At 36.9% G+C, this 16,035-nt stretch carries 11 protein-coding genes, 2 tRNA genes and 1 riboswitch; of the genes, 2 read left to right on the plus strand and 11 right to left on the minus strand.

Annotated elements, in window-relative coordinates:
* From BXY64_RS15000 to mutS, 4 genes are all read right to left on the minus strand, one after another.
* Nucleotides 1-2,184 (minus strand): TonB-dependent receptor, encoded by a 2,184-nt coding sequence (locus BXY64_RS15000; protein WP_120240803.1) that lies wholly within the window; start codon nucleotides 2,182-2,184, stop codon nucleotides 1-3.
* A 115-nt stretch (nucleotides 2,185-2,299) separates the two neighbouring features.
* Nucleotides 2,300-2,517: riboswitch (cobalamin riboswitch) on the minus strand.
* Nucleotides 2,518-2,607: 90 nt separating this feature from the next.
* Nucleotides 2,608-2,694 (minus strand) — tRNA-Leu (locus BXY64_RS15005).
* 16 nt (nucleotides 2,695-2,710) lie between these two features.
* Nucleotides 2,711-2,783 (minus strand) — tRNA-Gly (locus tag BXY64_RS15010).
* Nucleotides 2,784-3,109: 326 nt separating this feature from the next.
* Nucleotides 3,110-5,725 (minus strand): DNA mismatch repair protein MutS, encoded by a 2,616-nt coding sequence (gene mutS / locus BXY64_RS15015; RefSeq protein WP_211334509.1) that lies wholly within the window; start codon nucleotides 5,723-5,725, stop codon nucleotides 3,110-3,112.
* A 184-nt stretch (nucleotides 5,726-5,909) separates the two neighbouring features.
* Between mutS and BXY64_RS15020 the strand changes: the two genes are divergently transcribed.
* Both BXY64_RS15020 and BXY64_RS15025 read left to right on the plus strand, forming a co-directional pair.
* Nucleotides 5,910-7,244: a saccharopine dehydrogenase family protein gene (locus BXY64_RS15020; protein ID WP_120240804.1), complete on the plus strand. Its 1,335-nt coding sequence runs from the start codon at nucleotides 5,910-5,912 to the stop codon at nucleotides 7,242-7,244.
* Nucleotides 7,245-7,357: 113 nt separating this feature from the next.
* Nucleotides 7,358-8,101, plus strand: a complete 744-nt coding sequence (locus BXY64_RS15025) for a hypothetical protein (protein WP_120240805.1) — start codon at nucleotides 7,358-7,360, stop codon at nucleotides 8,099-8,101.
* A gap of 99 nt (nucleotides 8,102-8,200) precedes the next feature.
* Here BXY64_RS15025 and BXY64_RS15030 read toward each other — a convergent pair whose 3' ends face one another.
* From BXY64_RS15030 to BXY64_RS15065, 7 genes are all read right to left on the minus strand, one after another.
* The gene (locus BXY64_RS15030; protein WP_120240806.1) at nucleotides 8,201-8,920 is read right to left on the minus strand and encodes a tRNA1(Val) (adenine(37)-N6)-methyltransferase; all 720 of its coding nucleotides are present in this window, start codon (nucleotides 8,918-8,920) and stop codon (nucleotides 8,201-8,203) included.
* Nucleotides 8,921-8,971: 51 nt separating this feature from the next.
* Nucleotides 8,972-9,739, minus strand: coding sequence for a TIGR02757 family protein (locus BXY64_RS15035; RefSeq protein ID WP_120240807.1), 768 nt, complete (start codon nucleotides 9,737-9,739; stop codon nucleotides 8,972-8,974).
* A gap of 5 nt (nucleotides 9,740-9,744) precedes the next feature.
* Nucleotides 9,745-10,404 (minus strand): ABC transporter ATP-binding protein, encoded by a 660-nt coding sequence (locus BXY64_RS15040; RefSeq protein WP_245996676.1) that lies wholly within the window; start codon nucleotides 10,402-10,404, stop codon nucleotides 9,745-9,747.
* Nucleotides 10,405-10,505: 101 nt separating this feature from the next.
* Nucleotides 10,506-11,441 (minus strand): calcium/sodium antiporter, encoded by a 936-nt coding sequence (locus BXY64_RS15045; RefSeq protein ID WP_120240809.1) that lies wholly within the window; start codon nucleotides 11,439-11,441, stop codon nucleotides 10,506-10,508.
* Nucleotides 11,442-11,487: 46 nt separating this feature from the next.
* On the minus strand, nucleotides 11,488-11,715 hold the full coding sequence (tatA, locus tag BXY64_RS15050; protein WP_120240810.1) for a twin-arginine translocase TatA/TatE family subunit: 228 nt from the start codon (nucleotides 11,713-11,715) through the stop codon (nucleotides 11,488-11,490).
* 638 nt (nucleotides 11,716-12,353) lie between these two features.
* On the minus strand, nucleotides 12,354-15,335 hold the full coding sequence (gene secDF / locus BXY64_RS15060) for a protein translocase subunit SecDF (RefSeq protein WP_120240812.1): 2,982 nt from the start codon (nucleotides 15,333-15,335) through the stop codon (nucleotides 12,354-12,356).
* A gap of 151 nt (nucleotides 15,336-15,486) precedes the next feature.
* Nucleotides 15,487-15,912 carry a retropepsin-like aspartic protease gene (locus BXY64_RS15065; RefSeq protein ID WP_120240813.1) on the minus strand — a complete coding sequence of 142 codons (426 nt, stop codon included), beginning with the start codon at nucleotides 15,910-15,912 and terminating at the stop codon, nucleotides 15,487-15,489.
* Nucleotides 15,913-16,035 lie beyond the last annotated feature (123 nt).

Here is a 16,035-nt window from a genome sequence, read left to right on the forward strand (position 1 = left end):
CTATTGAGCAAAATTGATTTTAATACCAGCAAAAAATGTACGTCCAGGATTAATGGTTCCATAATGAGAGCCATAAGGACTATCATCTACATAGTCGAAAATGTTATCAACCCCAATCTGAGCTTCTAAAATGAATGAACCCAAGTTTAAAAACTTGTGATTGGTGGTTAATTTCCACAAATCGTATCCTTTGGCATTATCTTCTCCATTGTCATATGATTTTTCATCCTGAATACGTCCCAAAATCGTTGCATTAAAGGAATAGTTCTTCCATGAACGATCGTAAGCCAAACGAACATTTCCATAGTTTTCAGCAACTCCATCTAATTTTTCGCCTGTAGTTTCATCTTTGGCATCAACATAGCTGTATCCTCCTCCAAGCGTAAAACCTGCTCCTAATTTTGCATTCAGTAAGAAATCAATCCCTTGCGATTTCGATTCCTCAACATTGTAATGTTTTCGTCTATTCTTAATGCCATTATCAGCATCTCCAGGTTCAAGATCAATGGTTTCATAGGCAATCAAATCATCTACATTATTAATGTATCCTGTAATGCTTGCAGTTAGAAAATCATTGTGAAACTCTACGCCCAAAGAAGAATATTGTGATTTCTGAGGATCCAGCTTTTCATTACCCAAATAAAGAGTTCCTCTTTTTTCGTAGGCATAATACAATTCTTTTACTGTTGGGGCTTTAAAACCATATCCATAAGTTCCCCTAAAATTGAAATGGTCTAGTTTATAAAGTAAAGATACTTTAGGAGTAAAAGCGCTACCAAACTCATTATGCTTTACGTAACGGGCTCCTGCTACCAACTGAAATCTTTCCAGGAATTTGATTTCTTCCTGTGCATACAAAGCAATTGTTTTAGCATCAGCCTTTCCATTTACCAATCGATCTTCCGAAACCATTTTCTCTTTCAGATAATCAGCACCAAGAGTAAGCGTGTTACTCTTAGAAATGGCATTCACATACTTCATTCTAAAATTGCTCATTCTTTGATCATTCTGAATGTCTTTATCGCTTTTCTTGTAACTCTTGAACTCTTGATTGTATCGATAATAGTATCTGTATTGATCAAAGTTATAATCAACAGATATATAATCTTTCTTATTCAATAAGTACTTGGCTCCTGCTTCAAAAGATTTGTCGGTATAGAAATAACCATATTTATAGATAGAAGTAGGCCTTTTTACATGTTTTTTGAAAAATGAATTTCCGGCATATACTTCCAATCTTTTAGTGGCACGAAACTTTAAGGTTTGAGCAAATGTAAAGTCATTGTACTCATATTGTGCTTTTTTATCCGTTTCAACCAATTCATCATCATCAATTTCAAAAGGGCTTAATTTCCAGCCATCACTTCTTTTGTGATTAAAGTTTCCATTCCATGAGAACTTACCCAGGTTAAGATCAACCGTATTGCTTTGCTGATAAGTTCGATATTCACGAATACGACTCGTATTTGAAATATTAATCTTCTGCTTTGATTTTTTGGTAATGATATTCACAACACCCGCAATCGCATCCGATCCATAAAGCAGAGAAGATGCACCTTTTAAAACTTCAATGCGCTCCACATCATCAGGATTAATTCTATTTAGGTCGGTATTTCCACCAACATCTCCATACATGCGTTTGCCATCAACAAGAACCAGAATAAAATCGTTCCCCAAACCATTAATGGTCATCATACCTCCCATGGTTCCTGGGTTAAAATCGAATGATGGACTCACACTCATCATCAGCTCATTAAAATCTGAAGCTCCTGCACTTGCAATGGCTTTTTTACCAATCAATTCAGTTTGAACCGGAGCTGTTTTCAAATGGTGAGCGGTACCTGTTCCGGTTACAACAATTTCTCCCAACTGACTTTTGGATTCAACCATTGCAAAATTTAGAACATTAATACCTTCTTTAATGGTAATTTTCTGCTTTTGACGGCTATATCCCGAAAAGGATACAACCAAATCGTAATCACCCGGCGATAAATTTTTAATCTTATATTCACCTTTGTTGTTTGTTGCTGTACCTGTAGTAGTGCCTGAAAAATATACACTGGCACCTGGCATTGCTTGTTGGTTGCTTTTTTGGGTTACCACCCCTTTTAGCACAGCATTCTGTGCATTAACGAAAGTCACTGAAATCAGTAGCATAATAGCTACAACATAAATCTTTTGCATAGCAAGATATTAAAACATTAATAACTTCACTTTGCAATCCTTAATAACGACGAGAATAATTCAGAACATTAAAACCAATAAGTCCCAAACACAAACTTCTGTCCCGGAAGCAAAATGTTTAATCACTGTGATGGCAGGTCTTCTGACTTATCCTGATTTTTATGCCTTCCCATTCAATCTAAAACCGAACAGTGGCTGTAGTATAAAAACCGCGATCCCGAAACTTTGGAACCAGACTTACAGCAGCGGGAACTGTTGCAGATTTTCACTGCATTCCCTTTTAATCCTATTGCACAAGAAGATGCAACTAGAACCATTACGATCGCAAAAGTATATATTATTTTTTTACTGACAAGTGTGCTATTGAGCAGGAAAGTTTATTGCATAAAAAAAGCCGTTTCATTTCTGAAACGGCTTTTACCCTGGTACCCGGGGCGGGACTTGAACCCGCACGGCCGTGAAGCCACTGGATTTTAAGTCCAGCGTGTCTACCAATTCCACCACCCGGGCATCCTTATTGGATTTGAGCGAGAAACGAGACTCGAACTCGCGACCCTAACCTTGGCAAGGTTATGCTCTACCAACTGAGCTATTCTCGCATTTTGCTTTTTAAAAGTGAACCGTTGTTCTCTCAATTGCGATGCAAATATATGCGTATTTTTTTATTCTGCAAAAGAAAAAAAACAATTATCTCATTTTTTTTTGATCCCTATAAAAGCTTTCATCGCCACAGCATTTCTGACTTGTTGAAATTCAGACAATAGGCTCCAAAAGCCTTTAATAATGGGAATCTCACTTTTTTTATTTTTTTTTTATAAAGCTAAGATCAAATAAAAATATTGTCACAGTTTGAACTGATTTTTTAAAGTAAATTTCAAATAAATCTGACTTTTTGTGGCGGATATTTTTAATCGAGCTCAGCTTATTACAATCCTGAGATCTTTTTTATCTCATTTAATTTGTTCAAAGCTTCAATCGGAGTAAGATTATTTACATCCAAATCCGATATTTCTTCACGAATTTGTTCCAATACCGGATCATCAAGCTGGAAAAAACTCATTTGGTAACCTTCTCTTTGTTGTGCAATATCACCAACAGGTTTTGCCAAGGACTCTCCATTCTTGTTTCCTTCCAACTGAATTAGAATTTCATCAGCACGTTTCACTACCGATTTTGGCATACCAGCCATTCTGGCAACATGAATCCCAAAACTGTGATTTGAACCTCCAGGAACCAATTTTCTTAAGAAAATCACCTTATTGTTGACTTCCTTTACCGAAACATTGTAATTTTTTACCCTATTAAATGCTTTCTCCATCTCATTCAATTCGTGGTAATGGGTTGCAAATAAAGTTTTTGCCTTTGCTTTTGCATTTTCATGGATATACTCCACAATTGACCATGCTATGGAAATACCATCATAAGTACTGGTACCTCGTCCCAATTCATCCAAAAGAATCAAGCTTCGCGATGATAGGTTATTCAAAATGCTGGCAGCCTCATTCATCTCTACCATGAAAGTTGATTCCCCCAAAGAGATGTTATCCGAAGCTCCTACACGTGTAAATATCTTGTCAACATATCCTATTTTTGCTGATTCGGCCGGAACGAAACTACCAATTTGCGCCATCAGAACAATTAATGCAGTTTGCCTTAACAAGGCAGATTTCCCAGCCATATTCGGACCTGTAATAATAATTACCTGCTGGCTTTCATTGTCAAGATAAACATCATTGGCAATGTACTGCTCATCAATTGGCAATTGCTTTTCGATTACCGGATGTCTTCCTTGTTTTATATCTATTACCGATGAATCATTAATTTCCGGACAAGAATAATGATTGTCTCTTGCCAATCGCGCAAAAGACAATAAACAATCCAAGCGACCAATCATTGCTGCATTTAACTGAATGGAAGAAATATAATCCGCAATACTTAAAACCAACTCATTGTAAAGTCTGGTTTCCAGAGCTAATATTTTCTCTTCAGCACCAAGAATTTTCTCTTCATACTCTTTTAATTCCTGAGTAATATAACGCTCAGCACTCACCAAAGTCTGTTTTCTTATCCATTCTTCAGGAACTTTATCCTTATGCGTATTTCTTACCTCAATATAGTATCCAAACACATTATTGAAACCTATTTTTAAGGAAGGAATTCCTGTTCTCTCACTCTCGCGAACCTGCATTTGCACCAGGTAATCTTTACCTGAGAATGCAATTTTTCGCAATTCATCCAATTCTTCAGAAACACCATCAGCTATTACACCACCTTTGCTTACCATATTTGGAGGATCAGCTTTTATCTCCTTCTCAATTTTCTCACGAACACTAATGCATGGGTTCAACTGCTCTCCAATTTTTAGCAGGCCAGCATTTCCGGAGTTCAAACAGAAACTCTTGATTGGTTCAATGGCTAACAGAGCATTTTTTAACTGAACCACTTCGCGAGGACTCACTCTTGCCACAGCCACTTTGGAAATAATTCTTTCCAAATCTCCAATTTGCCTGATTTCATCCTCAACACTAAAGGCTTCATTGTCCTTTTCGTAGAAATATTTCACTACATCCAATCGGGTATTGATACGAGCGGTATCTTTTAATGGCAAAGCAATCCAACGTTTCAGCAAACGAGAACCCATTGGACTCAAAGTTTTGTCCATGATCTGAGAAAGTGTATGCGCTCCATCATTTAAAGCACCAAATAGTTCAAGGTTTCGAACCGTGAATTTATCCAACCACACATATCTGTCTTCCTCAATTCTGGAAAGCTGAGTCACATGTCCGGCCTGGCTGTGTTTGGTAATATCCAGATAATGTAAAACCGCACCCGAAGCAATGATTCCACTTCTTAAGTTTTGCACTCCAAAACCTTTTAGCGATGTGGTTTCAAAGTGTCTTAACAATCGATCATTAGCTGCACTTTCGGTAAACACCCAATCATCCATTGTGAAGGTATAGAATTTACCACCAAACAATTCATGAAAGACTTTCTCTTTGCCTTTTTGATATAGTACTTCCTTGGGTTGAAAGTTCCCAAGCAATTTATCGATGTATTCAAAATTTCCTTCAGCAGTTAAAAACTCACCTGTCGATGCATCTAAAAAAGCAATCCCAGCAGTTTTCTTCTCCAAATGCACACAGGCCAAAAAATTATTTTCTCTATGCTCAAGTACATTATCATTATAGGAAACACCAGGAGTTACCAACTCGATAATTCCTCTTTTTACCAGCTTTTTGGTTTTTTTAGGATCTTCCAATTGCTCACAAATGGCAACGCGCATTCCTGCTCGAACCAATTTTGGCAAATATGTATCTATCGCATGATGTGGAAATCCGGCAAGTTCAACATATGATGCCGAACCATTGGCACGTTTGGTTAAAGTAATCCCTAAAATCTCCGATGCACGAATCGCATCACTCTCAAATGTCTCGTAAAAATCGCCCACTCTAAATAACAATATTGCATCAGGATGCTTTTCCTTCATCTGATAATATTGTTTCATTAATGGTGTTTCGACAGCTTTCTTCTGTTTTGCCAAGGGAATTCTATTTTGTGTGTTTGGTAATCTATTCTTTATCTCGAACAAATATACTCATTCCACAATAAAGTAATTGAGAGAATTTATGATTCAACAAAAGAAAAAAAGCTAAAATCTCATGGGATTTCAATATACAATGTTGTAAATTTAAGCTGATCGCATCTAAAATTTGACACATAAAATCATGACTAATATTCTTATTATTGGAGCCGGTCTTTCATCAACAGATCTAATTCAGTATTTGTTAAAACACTCTGATAAATACAATTGGAAAATAAATGTTGGTGATATGTCTCTCGAACTTGCCCAGCAAAAAGTTGGTAATCATCCTAATGGATCAGCATTCCGATTTAATCTAAAAGATTTGGAACAAAGAGCTTCAGAAATTTCTGCAGCAGATATCGTTATCAGTATGGTTCCTGCGTCTATGCATATTATTGTTGCTCGCGAATGTTTACAGCATAAAAAACACATGCTTACTCCATCCTATGTAAGTCAAGAGATGATGGACTTACATGAGGAAGCAAAAGAACTTGGCTTGTGTTTTTTTAATGAACTCGGTGTTGATCCTGGAATTGATCACATGTCGGCAATGCAGGTTATTGATCGCATAAAAGCTGAAGGTGGAAAGCTATTATCTTTTAAATCGTTCTGCGGAGGATTGGTTGCTCCTGCCTGTGATGACAATCCCTGGCATTACAAGTTTTCCTGGAATCCCAGAAATGTTGTGGTTGCCGGACAGGGAATTGCGCAATTTAAAGAAAACGGACATTACAAATACGTTCCGTACAACAATCTTTTCCATAAGTTAACTAAGACCAATGTTAACGGATATGGTGAGTTCGAAGTTTATCCAAACCGAGATTCATTGCAATATTGTGAGTTGTACGATATAGAAGATATTCCAACCATTATGCGTGGAACCATGAGACGCCCAGGATATGCCGAGGCTTGGAATATTCTGGTTCGTTTGGGTTGCACCGATGATTCGTATGTGATGAAAGATTCGCATAAATTATCAAATATGGATTTTATAAAAAGTTTCCTTCCCGAAAATGGATCCTCTACAAAAGAGAGCCTGGCAAATTTTGTTGATATCGATTCTAATTCACAAATCATGGAGAAATTAAACTGGCTGGGATTATTCTCAAACGAGGTAATGGAAATTAAAGAAGCTACTCCTGCTTTTTTCCTTCAAAAAATTCTGGAAAAAAAATGGGCTTTAGGTGATAAAGATCGAGATTTATTGGTCATGCAACACCAATTTGAATATGAAAACACTGGTATGAAGAAAAGGATCATCTCCTCGATGACTTATGAGGGTAAAGATCGTGAACATACAGCAATGTCGTACACAGTTGGAACTCCCCTGGCTATTGCAACCAAGCTATTGGCAACGGGAAAGATTAACTTAACCGGAGTTCATATTCCAACCATGCCAGAACTTTACCAACCCATCTTAAAAGAATTAGAAGATTTGGGAGTTCAATTTATAGAGGAAGAAAGTATTATTCAGTGAACAATGATCAGTAAACAGTTACCAAATGGGTAGCTGTTTTTTTATTTCTAAGAATGATGATAATCTCGATACTAAAACTTAGTTTTGTTAGCATTCAAGTTTAATCATCCGATATGATCAAGAGAAATACATTACTGATTTTTATAGCAATTATATTACAAGCCTGTGCAGGTTCTAAACCATTCACTGCTTATTGGAATGCGAAGACGAATACTCAAACCAACAAATTCTCAGAAAAGGAGGCGTTGTATTATCAGCCTGCAGATCAAATTTCAGTTAAAGTTTTTAACAACAATGAGTTTATCGATATTTTTCTTGAAACCAACTCCCCGGGAACACTTAAAAAAATATACAATTTAGGATTAAGCCTTTGGATCGATCCAGACGGAAAATCGAAAAGGGTTTTTGCCATAAATTATCCGATGCCCGCAGAAATACCTTATACCGACAAACAATTTAAATCCTACCTGGAAAGATTCACTAGAGTAGAATTTCAGGAAGAATTAATCGATCGATTTCAGGATTACGAACTGATTGATACAAGAATCAATGAGAGTGTTTTAACCTCCACTACTGTAAAAGAAGAGAGAGTTAAAGTTCAACTAAAAACTGTTAATCAGATCCTATTTAGCTATCATGTGCAGATTCCAATAAAAGTGTTATATCTGAATAATGCAGAAGCTAAAGAAATCAGTATTGGTATTAATAGCATAAACGTAGCCAATAAACAATACTATTCAGCGATGAGTAGCAAAGAGGTGATTCAAAAAAATCTGGATGAATTAAAAGTAGGAGCTTACCAAAACAAATATGAACTGGAAGAATGGTGGGTGAACTTTACTCTTGCTAACGAGTAAGTTTAAAGAATAATTCAAGAAAGCAATAGTTGTTAAAGACAGAGTTAATGCCGTCTTTACAATGCCTCATAAAAATTGTTTTTTATATACTGACCGAGATTAAAACTTTAGATAGAAATCTTTAGTCAATTCAATATATTGTGGAGAATATATATGTCTTTGTCCATTTTCAACAATAAGGTCTTCCTCTTGGGAATTGCATTCACTCAACGAAAATTCGAGCAAATACCTTTTTGCTGGCTTTCCCGGATTGGGCAACACACAACACTTTCTTTTCAAAAAAAATCCTGTAAGCTTCGCTAACCTCATGAAGTAATTTCCTTCCTCGATAGGCAAAACCACCGAAAAAGTTCCTTCAGGATTCAAAAGTTTTTTGGCACCCTCCAGCAATTCTTCAAATGGCAAGTGATCTGCATTTCTGGCCTTGGTTCTCGATTCCTCTTTTGCATCCAAACCATTCATAAAATAGGGTGGATTGCTAACAATGGCATCATACTTTTCTTCGCTACGAGCACAAAATTCCTGGAAGGATTCGTGAATACCACAAATTCTATTGGTCCAAGGACAAGCATTGATATTTTCCATAGCTTGTTGATAAGCCGAGTCATCAATTTCAACAGCATCGATTCTAACCTCTGAATTGGTTCTTTGCGCCAACATGATAGCAATCAATCCTGTTCCTGTTCCAACATCAAGTATTCTTTGCGATTTTTCCACATCGGTCCATGCCCCCAATAGCACACCATCGGTACCCACCTTCATGGCAGATCCATCTTGATGTATTGTAAATTGCTTGAATTTGAAATAATTGTTAGGCATGTTTCTTTCTAATTGAGTAATGATCAAATGAGTGAATAGGTAATGTAAGAATCAAAATTTCTCGAATATTCCCAATCCGAAAAGCGCATAATCATATTTTACAGGATCATTGGGATCAAAGGTGCGAAGACTCTTTGTTATTTCTTCCACAGCTAACCAATCGCTTTGCTTACGGGTTAATAAACCCAGTTTTCTCCCAACATTTCCGGTATGAACATCCAATGGCAAAAATAAATCCTTGGATTCAATTCCTTTCCACAAACCAAAATCTACATCGCGTTCATCATCGCGAACCATCCAACGCAAATACATATTAATTCGTTTTGCAGATGATTTCTTCAGTACATTCGAAATGTGTTTCTGAGTTCGATCCAAATGTTCAGGTTCAAAAAATACTTCTCGAAAATAGGCAATTGCCGATTTTACATCTCCTCCTTTATTAAATCCTTTAGTAAAAACACTTTCGAGTCCATCATGTTTCTGGTAAATGTTCTTTAGCGATTTGATAAAGAAAATACAATCATCACCATTAAAGGTTCTGTGCTTAAACTCTCTGAAAACATCCAAGTTTGCCTCTGTAGAATTCATTAGAAACTCATAAGGCTGTTGATTCATGAACTCCATCAATCGCTTTGCATTGCGAATAATGGTAGGTCTTTGTCCCCATGCAATACTTGCACTCAAGAATCCGGCAATTTCAATATCTTCTTTGCGCGAAAATTGTTTTGGTATTTGTATGGGGTCAGATTCTATGAATGATTCTCGATTGTAGAGATCATATTTTTCTTCCAGGAAATCCTTTAGGTCAGCAAAAATCATATTGCTTATTTTTCGATCAGCCCATCAGATATCACAATTTTTCGATCAGACATTTCAGCCAATTCCAAATCGTGTGTTACAATTACAAAAGTCTGATCGAATTTATCTCTTAGCGTAAAAAACAGTTCGTGCAATTCCTGCCTTGTTTTAGAATCAAGATTTCCTGAAGGTTCATCGGCAAGAATCACCAAAGGATCGTTTATTAGTGCTCTGGCAACTGCAACTCTTTGTTTCTCTCCTCCCGATAATTCTGAAGGCTTGTGGTCCATTCTGTGTCCCAGGTTCAACATTTCCAAAAGTTCCTTCGCTCTTTCTGTAGCTTCCGCCTTCGATTTTTTGGCAATGTATGCAGGAATACAAACATTTTCCAAGGCAGTAAACTCAGGCAATAAATGATGAAACTGGAAAACAAATCCAATATTGGAATTGCGAAATGCAGATAAATCCTTTTCGTTTAATGTAGCCACATTGGTTCCATCATAAACAATGGCTCCACTATCAGGTCGATCAAGGGTACCCAGAATTTGAAGTAGAGTGGTTTTACCTGCACCGCTGGCTCCCACAACTGATACAATCTCTCCTTTTCCAATGGTAAGGTCAACCCCCTTAAGAACATTTACTTCGCCAAAACTCTTTTTGATTTGTTCTGCACTAATCATACTCATCAATTATTTCATCTGTTTATAATTTTCTTTTAATTGTCAGATGGAAGTCGCAAGATCAAAATAATTAATGTTTGTATTTTTACTAATTATTTTAATCATGCTTATTTCATGAAAACCAAATATACATAAAATAGGTAAGATGAAAGCAATAAAACACCCTTCCATCTATGCAGTTTTCCTTTTTTCAAAGGCAAAATCAGTAAGAATAGCAGCACCGATACTGCAAGCATAAACAATGCATCAAAAGAAATAATTTCAGCACTTACTCGTATATTCTTAATGATAGATGTTACACCTAATACACCAAGAATATTAAAGATATTTGATCCAATAATATTACCTATCGAGATATCCATCTCCTTCTTATAGGCAGCAACAGCCGAAGTCGCCAATTCAGGAACCGATGTTCCGAAGGCAACAATGGTTAATCCAATTACACGTTCGCTCACACCAAAATCGATGGCAATATTTTTTGCACTTCCTACTAAAAGGCTGGCTCCAAAATACAATCCTAGCGATGATGCAGCTATTAATAATCCTGCAACCGGAATAGATTGTTTAGCTGGTTTTGCTTCCTCAGAAAGGTTTCTGTTTTCTCTTCTCGAATTCCAAATGGTCCATACCATAAATGAAATCAACAATACGATAAACATAATTCCTTCTATGGTTTGCAGCTTACCATTTAGTGCAAATATATAGAACAGAAGCGATGCTCCCATCATAACCGGCCAATCGTATTTAATAGAATTACTACGAACCGGCAACGGCAATAAAATAGCTGTAAAACCAAGTACTAAAGCAATGTTGGAGATATTCGATCCAACCACATTTCCAATAGAAATATCCGGACTACCACTAAGAGCTGCGTCTAAACTAACAAAGAGTTCAGGAGCCGAAGTTCCAAAAGATACAACGGTAACTCCAACCACCAAAGTTGAAATTTTAAAATGCGATGCAAGGGCAACTCCTCCTTTTACAAGAAGATCACCACTATACAATAGGATTACAAATCCTAATAATAAATAGATATAGTCCATTGATATGAAGATTTATCCATGAAGGATAAGGAAGGCTTTTGCCTGTTTAAAGCTTTTTATTGATATCATCCTTAAAATCCTTGATGTTATCAAGAATTTCTGTTTCATCTTTTATTTCTTTTTTGATATCGTCGGCCGCTCGTTTGAATTCCTTCATTCCTTTACCAAGGCCTTGGGCCAATTCAGGAATTTTTTTCGACCCAAAAAGTAGAAGAATTACAACCAGAACAATAACAATTTCCGCTCCACTAATAAATAAAAGTATGCTTTCCATCTGATGAATATTTTTCACAAATATACCTAAGAAATTTCAAATTAATACGATAGTTGTTCATACTTGTATGCGAAAGTATTATTTAGAGATAAAGTATTAATTGAACCACCAATGTTTTTTATCAGGAACTGATTACAAATCGAAGATCATTCAATCTTTCCAGGTAGATAAAAGCCATTGCTATTCTTTATTTAAAAGCATTTTTAAGCTCCAGATAGGTTCCGTGCATAAAGCGAATCATTCCGAAACAAATTATAACTGTTCCGTTACAACAATCAGAACTTGCGAACACAATTCCTCTACCTGCGTTCGCCAAGTGGATCCTTCCGTATGCTAAATGAATAGTTCCGAACAAATTTTCAGCATTACTTTTTATGTGCGGAAGAACCAAAACTGCGTGCGGAACAACTTCCTGTGTGTGCGGAAAGGCCACTTTTGTGTTCGGAAGGATCTCCTTCGCGTTCGGAAGAAGAAAATGAGCGTGCGGAAGGGGTACCTTGATGTTCGGAAAGGGTATTCCAGCGTGCGGAAACCATTTCTTTGCGTGCGGAAGCAATTCCTTATCGTACGGAGCAATATCCTAAAACAAAAATCCCCCGAACCCAAAGGCCGGGGGATGAAATTTATTGAAAGTTCAATTATTTCTTTCTCTTGTCTGCTACTTTCTGAACACGTAAGCTTGTGTCGTAAGCAATAGGAGATGCAATAAATAGTGATGAGTATGTACCTACCATAACACCAATTAACAATGCAAATGTAAATCCTTGAATTGAAGTACCACCAAACAAGAAGATTGCCAACAATACTACCATTGTAGAAAGCGATGTACTAAATGTACGACGCATAGTACTGTTCAAGGCTTTGTTTACAACCTCTTCGCGATCGCGCTTAGGATATAATCCCAAATACTCACGGATACGGTCGAATACTACCACGGTATCGTTAATAGAGTAACCAACTACCGTAAGGATTGCAGCGATAAATGCCTGATCAATCTCTAATGAAAATGGTAACCATCCGTAAAAAATAGAGAAAATCCCCAATACGATGATCGAGTCGTGAGCCAATGCAGCAACTGCACCTAAACCATACTGCCAGTTCGAGAAACGAACCATGATGTATAGGAAGATCACGATCAGTGCACCTAAGATAGACCACAATGCAGAAGTACGAATATCATCAGCAATGGTAGGACCTACTTTCTGAGACATTTTACGGTTGTTTTCCAAGAAATCAGCTTTAGTTGTTCCATTAGCAAGATATGGTTTCAAACCTTCATAAAGTAGATTTTCTACTTCATCATCAACTTCTGTTCCTGATTCTTCAATCTTGTATTTTGTAGAAATTTTAACCTGGTTAGCACCACCAAAAGTTTTTACTTCTGGAGCATGACCATATACAGTTTCCAATGATTTAGCAACATCTTCAACACCTATAGCTTTATCGAAAGCTACAACGTAAGTTCTACCACCAGTAAAATCGATACCTTGGTTCAAACCTTTTGTAGAAAGTGATACAACACTTAATACAATAGCAATACCAGAAACTACATAGAATACTTTTCTTTTTTGTAGGAAAGTAACTGCTGAATTTCTCAACCAGTTATCGGTAAATTTAGTTGCAAAAGTTACTTTACGGTTACGAGCTGTTTGTGCTTCAAAAATTAATCTTGTAATAAAGATTGCAGCAAACAGTGATGAGAAGATACCGATTACCAATGTAGTTGCGAAACCTTTAATTGGACCTTCACCGAATAAGTAAAGAATGATACCAGTTAATAAGGTAGTGATGTTACCATCGATAATTGCAGAGTAAGCATTCTTGTAACCATCAGAGATTGCAAGGCCTAATCCTTTGCCTGATTTCAACTCTTCCTGAATACGCTCATAAATCAGTACGTTCGCATCAACCGACATACCGATTGTTAATACAATACCCGCAATACCTGGTAAAGTAAGCACAGCTCCTAATGAAGCCAACACACCAAAGATGAAGAACAAGTTCGTGATCAATGCAATGTTAGCTGCTAAACCAGCACCTCTACTGTAGAAGAAGAACATGTAAACCAATACCAACACGAAAGCAATGATAAATGAGTACATCCCTTTTTGGATTGACTCTTTACCAAGAGATGGACCAACAACTTCGTCGGCAATAATATGCGCTGGAGCAGGAAGTTTACCTGACTTCAAGATGTTTGCCAAGTCTTTTGCTTCAGCAACAGAAAAACCTCCTGTTATACTTGATTGACCACCTTTAATTTCACCTATTACGTTTGGTGCAGAATATACATATCCGTCCAATACAATTGCAATTGCACGGTTTACATTGTCTTTGGTTAAACGAGCCCATGTTTTAGCACCTTCACCACTCATACTCATCGAAACTTCGTATTTCGCAGTTTGTTGGTCAACCTGTTCACGTGCTGAAGTAACAGCATCACCATCCAATGGAGCTTTTCCATCGCGGCTTGTTACTTTAATTGCAAATAATTCGAACCAGTTAGCTCCTTCATCAATTGCTTTTACTCCCCAAAAGAATTTCAAATTACGAGGCAATACCGATTTGATAGCAGGCATTGCCAAAATACGGTTTACATCAGCAGTATCCTTAATATGAGATCTACCCACAACTGCTGTTGGACGTCCACCTGGTTGAGTTGGATTCAAGATTGAGAATAATGGATACATTTTAGCCATTGCTTTTGCATCTTGCGATGTAGCCAATGAATCTTGAGCACCTTCTTCTTCAATTTTATCTAAAAGAGCAACCTCTTCATCTTTTGCTTCTTCTTTTACCTCTTCTTTAGTAGCTTCTTCTTCAACATCACCTGCATTGTTAATTTCAGCAAGTTTTGTATTGGCTGCATTTAAATACTGCATTACTTCAGAAGCACTGTAAGTTTCCCAGAACTCAAGACTTGCAGTTCCTTGAAGAAGCTTACGTACACGAGCAGCATCTTTAATACCTGGAAGTTCGATGATGATACGACCCGACACATCAGCTTTTTGGATGTTTGGCTGAGCAACACCGAAACGGTCGATACGAGAACGAAGAATATTGTATGTATTATCAATCGCTCCGTCAGTTTCTTCCTTGATCACCTTTAACACCTCTGCGTTTGAAGCTCCAAAAGGAATCTTGTCTTTCATCTCAAGGGTACCGAAGATATCAGGAGATGATAACTGAGCATTAGGATCGATTTGCTCGAAAGCTTCGCCAAACAGCTCAACGAATCCTTTACCACTGTTTGCCTGCATTTTTTTAGCCTGAGCTATTGCAGCATTAAAAGTTTCATCTTTCGTATTGTTGGCCATCGCTTTGATGATATCAACAACAGAAACTTCCATCGTAACGTTCATACCTCCCTTAAGGTCAAGCCCTAGGTTCATTTCCAACTCCTTACACTCTTTGTAAGTGTAATTCTTCAACCATAAGAAATTGTAAACACCTTCTCCTCTAATTGAGTCAAGGTATGTTTGTTCTTTCTTAATGTCGCCAGCTCCGAATTCTCGAGCTTCCTTTTCAACTTTTTTCGTTACGTAAGTAAAAGTCAATTGATACAAACTCACTAACGCAAAGACAATAGCGAGTAGACGAATCGCTCCTTTATTTCGCATGTGTTTAGGTTTAAATAAATTCTTACTTTATGTGGTATTTTATATTTTCAACCGCAAATTAACGCACAAATATATTAATTTTTTTCTAATTCCTTTGTTCAATAATTACTAGCATTTTATGGATTTTCAGTCCTTTGTAAATCTAGCATGCTTACTCTTTGTTTAATTGCAAAACTCTCCTTCTGTAATCAATAATTCCATTATACATTAAAAGGAAGTCGCTACCCAGCAATCCACAAATCTCCCGATTGCAATACTGGCGGTACATTTCATTAATTCCCGATAGGTCAATCAAGGCACATAAAAAGTCGTTTATACATAGAGTCCCAATCTGAAAACGATCGATTTTAGCCATCTCTGTTTCTATGCTACCCTCGCCTAATCCTCTTGATTTTACTTCAGATTCTTCTTGCGCGGCTTTTTGATAATTGTCAACAAAATTTTTGTCAAGTACCGTTTTAGAAGCACCGGTATCGATCACCATTTTACCCTTCTGACCAGTGTTAATTTCACACTCAATCATCAGATGAAAACTATTCTCTTCCAATTCTACAATCTCTATCGGTATCTCTATCATTTTCTTCAATTTCAACAAAGGATAGCAAATATACCAAAAGGAAAGCTATTTTACCGCATGATTACTGAACAAAAGTGAGTGAGAGTTAATCAACAAATGGATTAATGAGTAAATGAGTATCCA

Source organism: Marinifilum flexuosum (assembly GCF_003610555.1).
In the GTDB taxonomy this organism is placed as follows: Bacteria; Bacteroidota; Bacteroidia; order Bacteroidales; family Marinifilaceae; genus Marinifilum; species Marinifilum flexuosum.

Coding starts and splice junctions, on each gene's coding strand:
- BXY64_RS15000 (WP_120240803.1), bottom strand. CDS start 2,184: ATGCAAAAGATTTATGTTGTAGCTATTATGCTACTGATTTCAGTGACT.
- BXY64_RS15020 (WP_120240804.1), top strand. CDS start 5,910: ATGACTAATATTCTTATTATTGGAGCCGGTCTTTCATCAACAGATCTA.
- BXY64_RS15025 (WP_120240805.1), top strand. CDS start 7,358: ATGATCAAGAGAAATACATTACTGATTTTTATAGCAATTATATTACAA.
- BXY64_RS15030 (WP_120240806.1), bottom strand. CDS start 8,920: ATGCCTAACAATTATTTCAAATTCAAGCAATTTACAATACATCAAGAT.
- BXY64_RS15035 (WP_120240807.1), bottom strand. CDS start 9,739: ATGATTTTTGCTGACCTAAAGGATTTCCTGGAAGAAAAATATGATCTC.
- BXY64_RS15040 (WP_245996676.1), bottom strand. CDS start 10,404: ATGAGTATGATTAGTGCAGAACAAATCAAAAAGAGTTTTGGCGAAGTA.
- BXY64_RS15045 (WP_120240809.1), bottom strand. CDS start 11,441: ATGGACTATATCTATTTATTATTAGGATTTGTAATCCTATTGTATAGT.
- tatA (WP_120240810.1), bottom strand. CDS start 11,715: ATGGAAAGCATACTTTTATTTATTAGTGGAGCGGAAATTGTTATTGTT.
- secDF (WP_120240812.1), bottom strand. CDS start 15,335: ATGCGAAATAAAGGAGCGATTCGTCTACTCGCTATTGTCTTTGCGTTA.
- BXY64_RS15065 (WP_120240813.1), bottom strand. CDS start 15,912: ATGATAGAGATACCGATAGAGATTGTAGAATTGGAAGAGAATAGTTTT.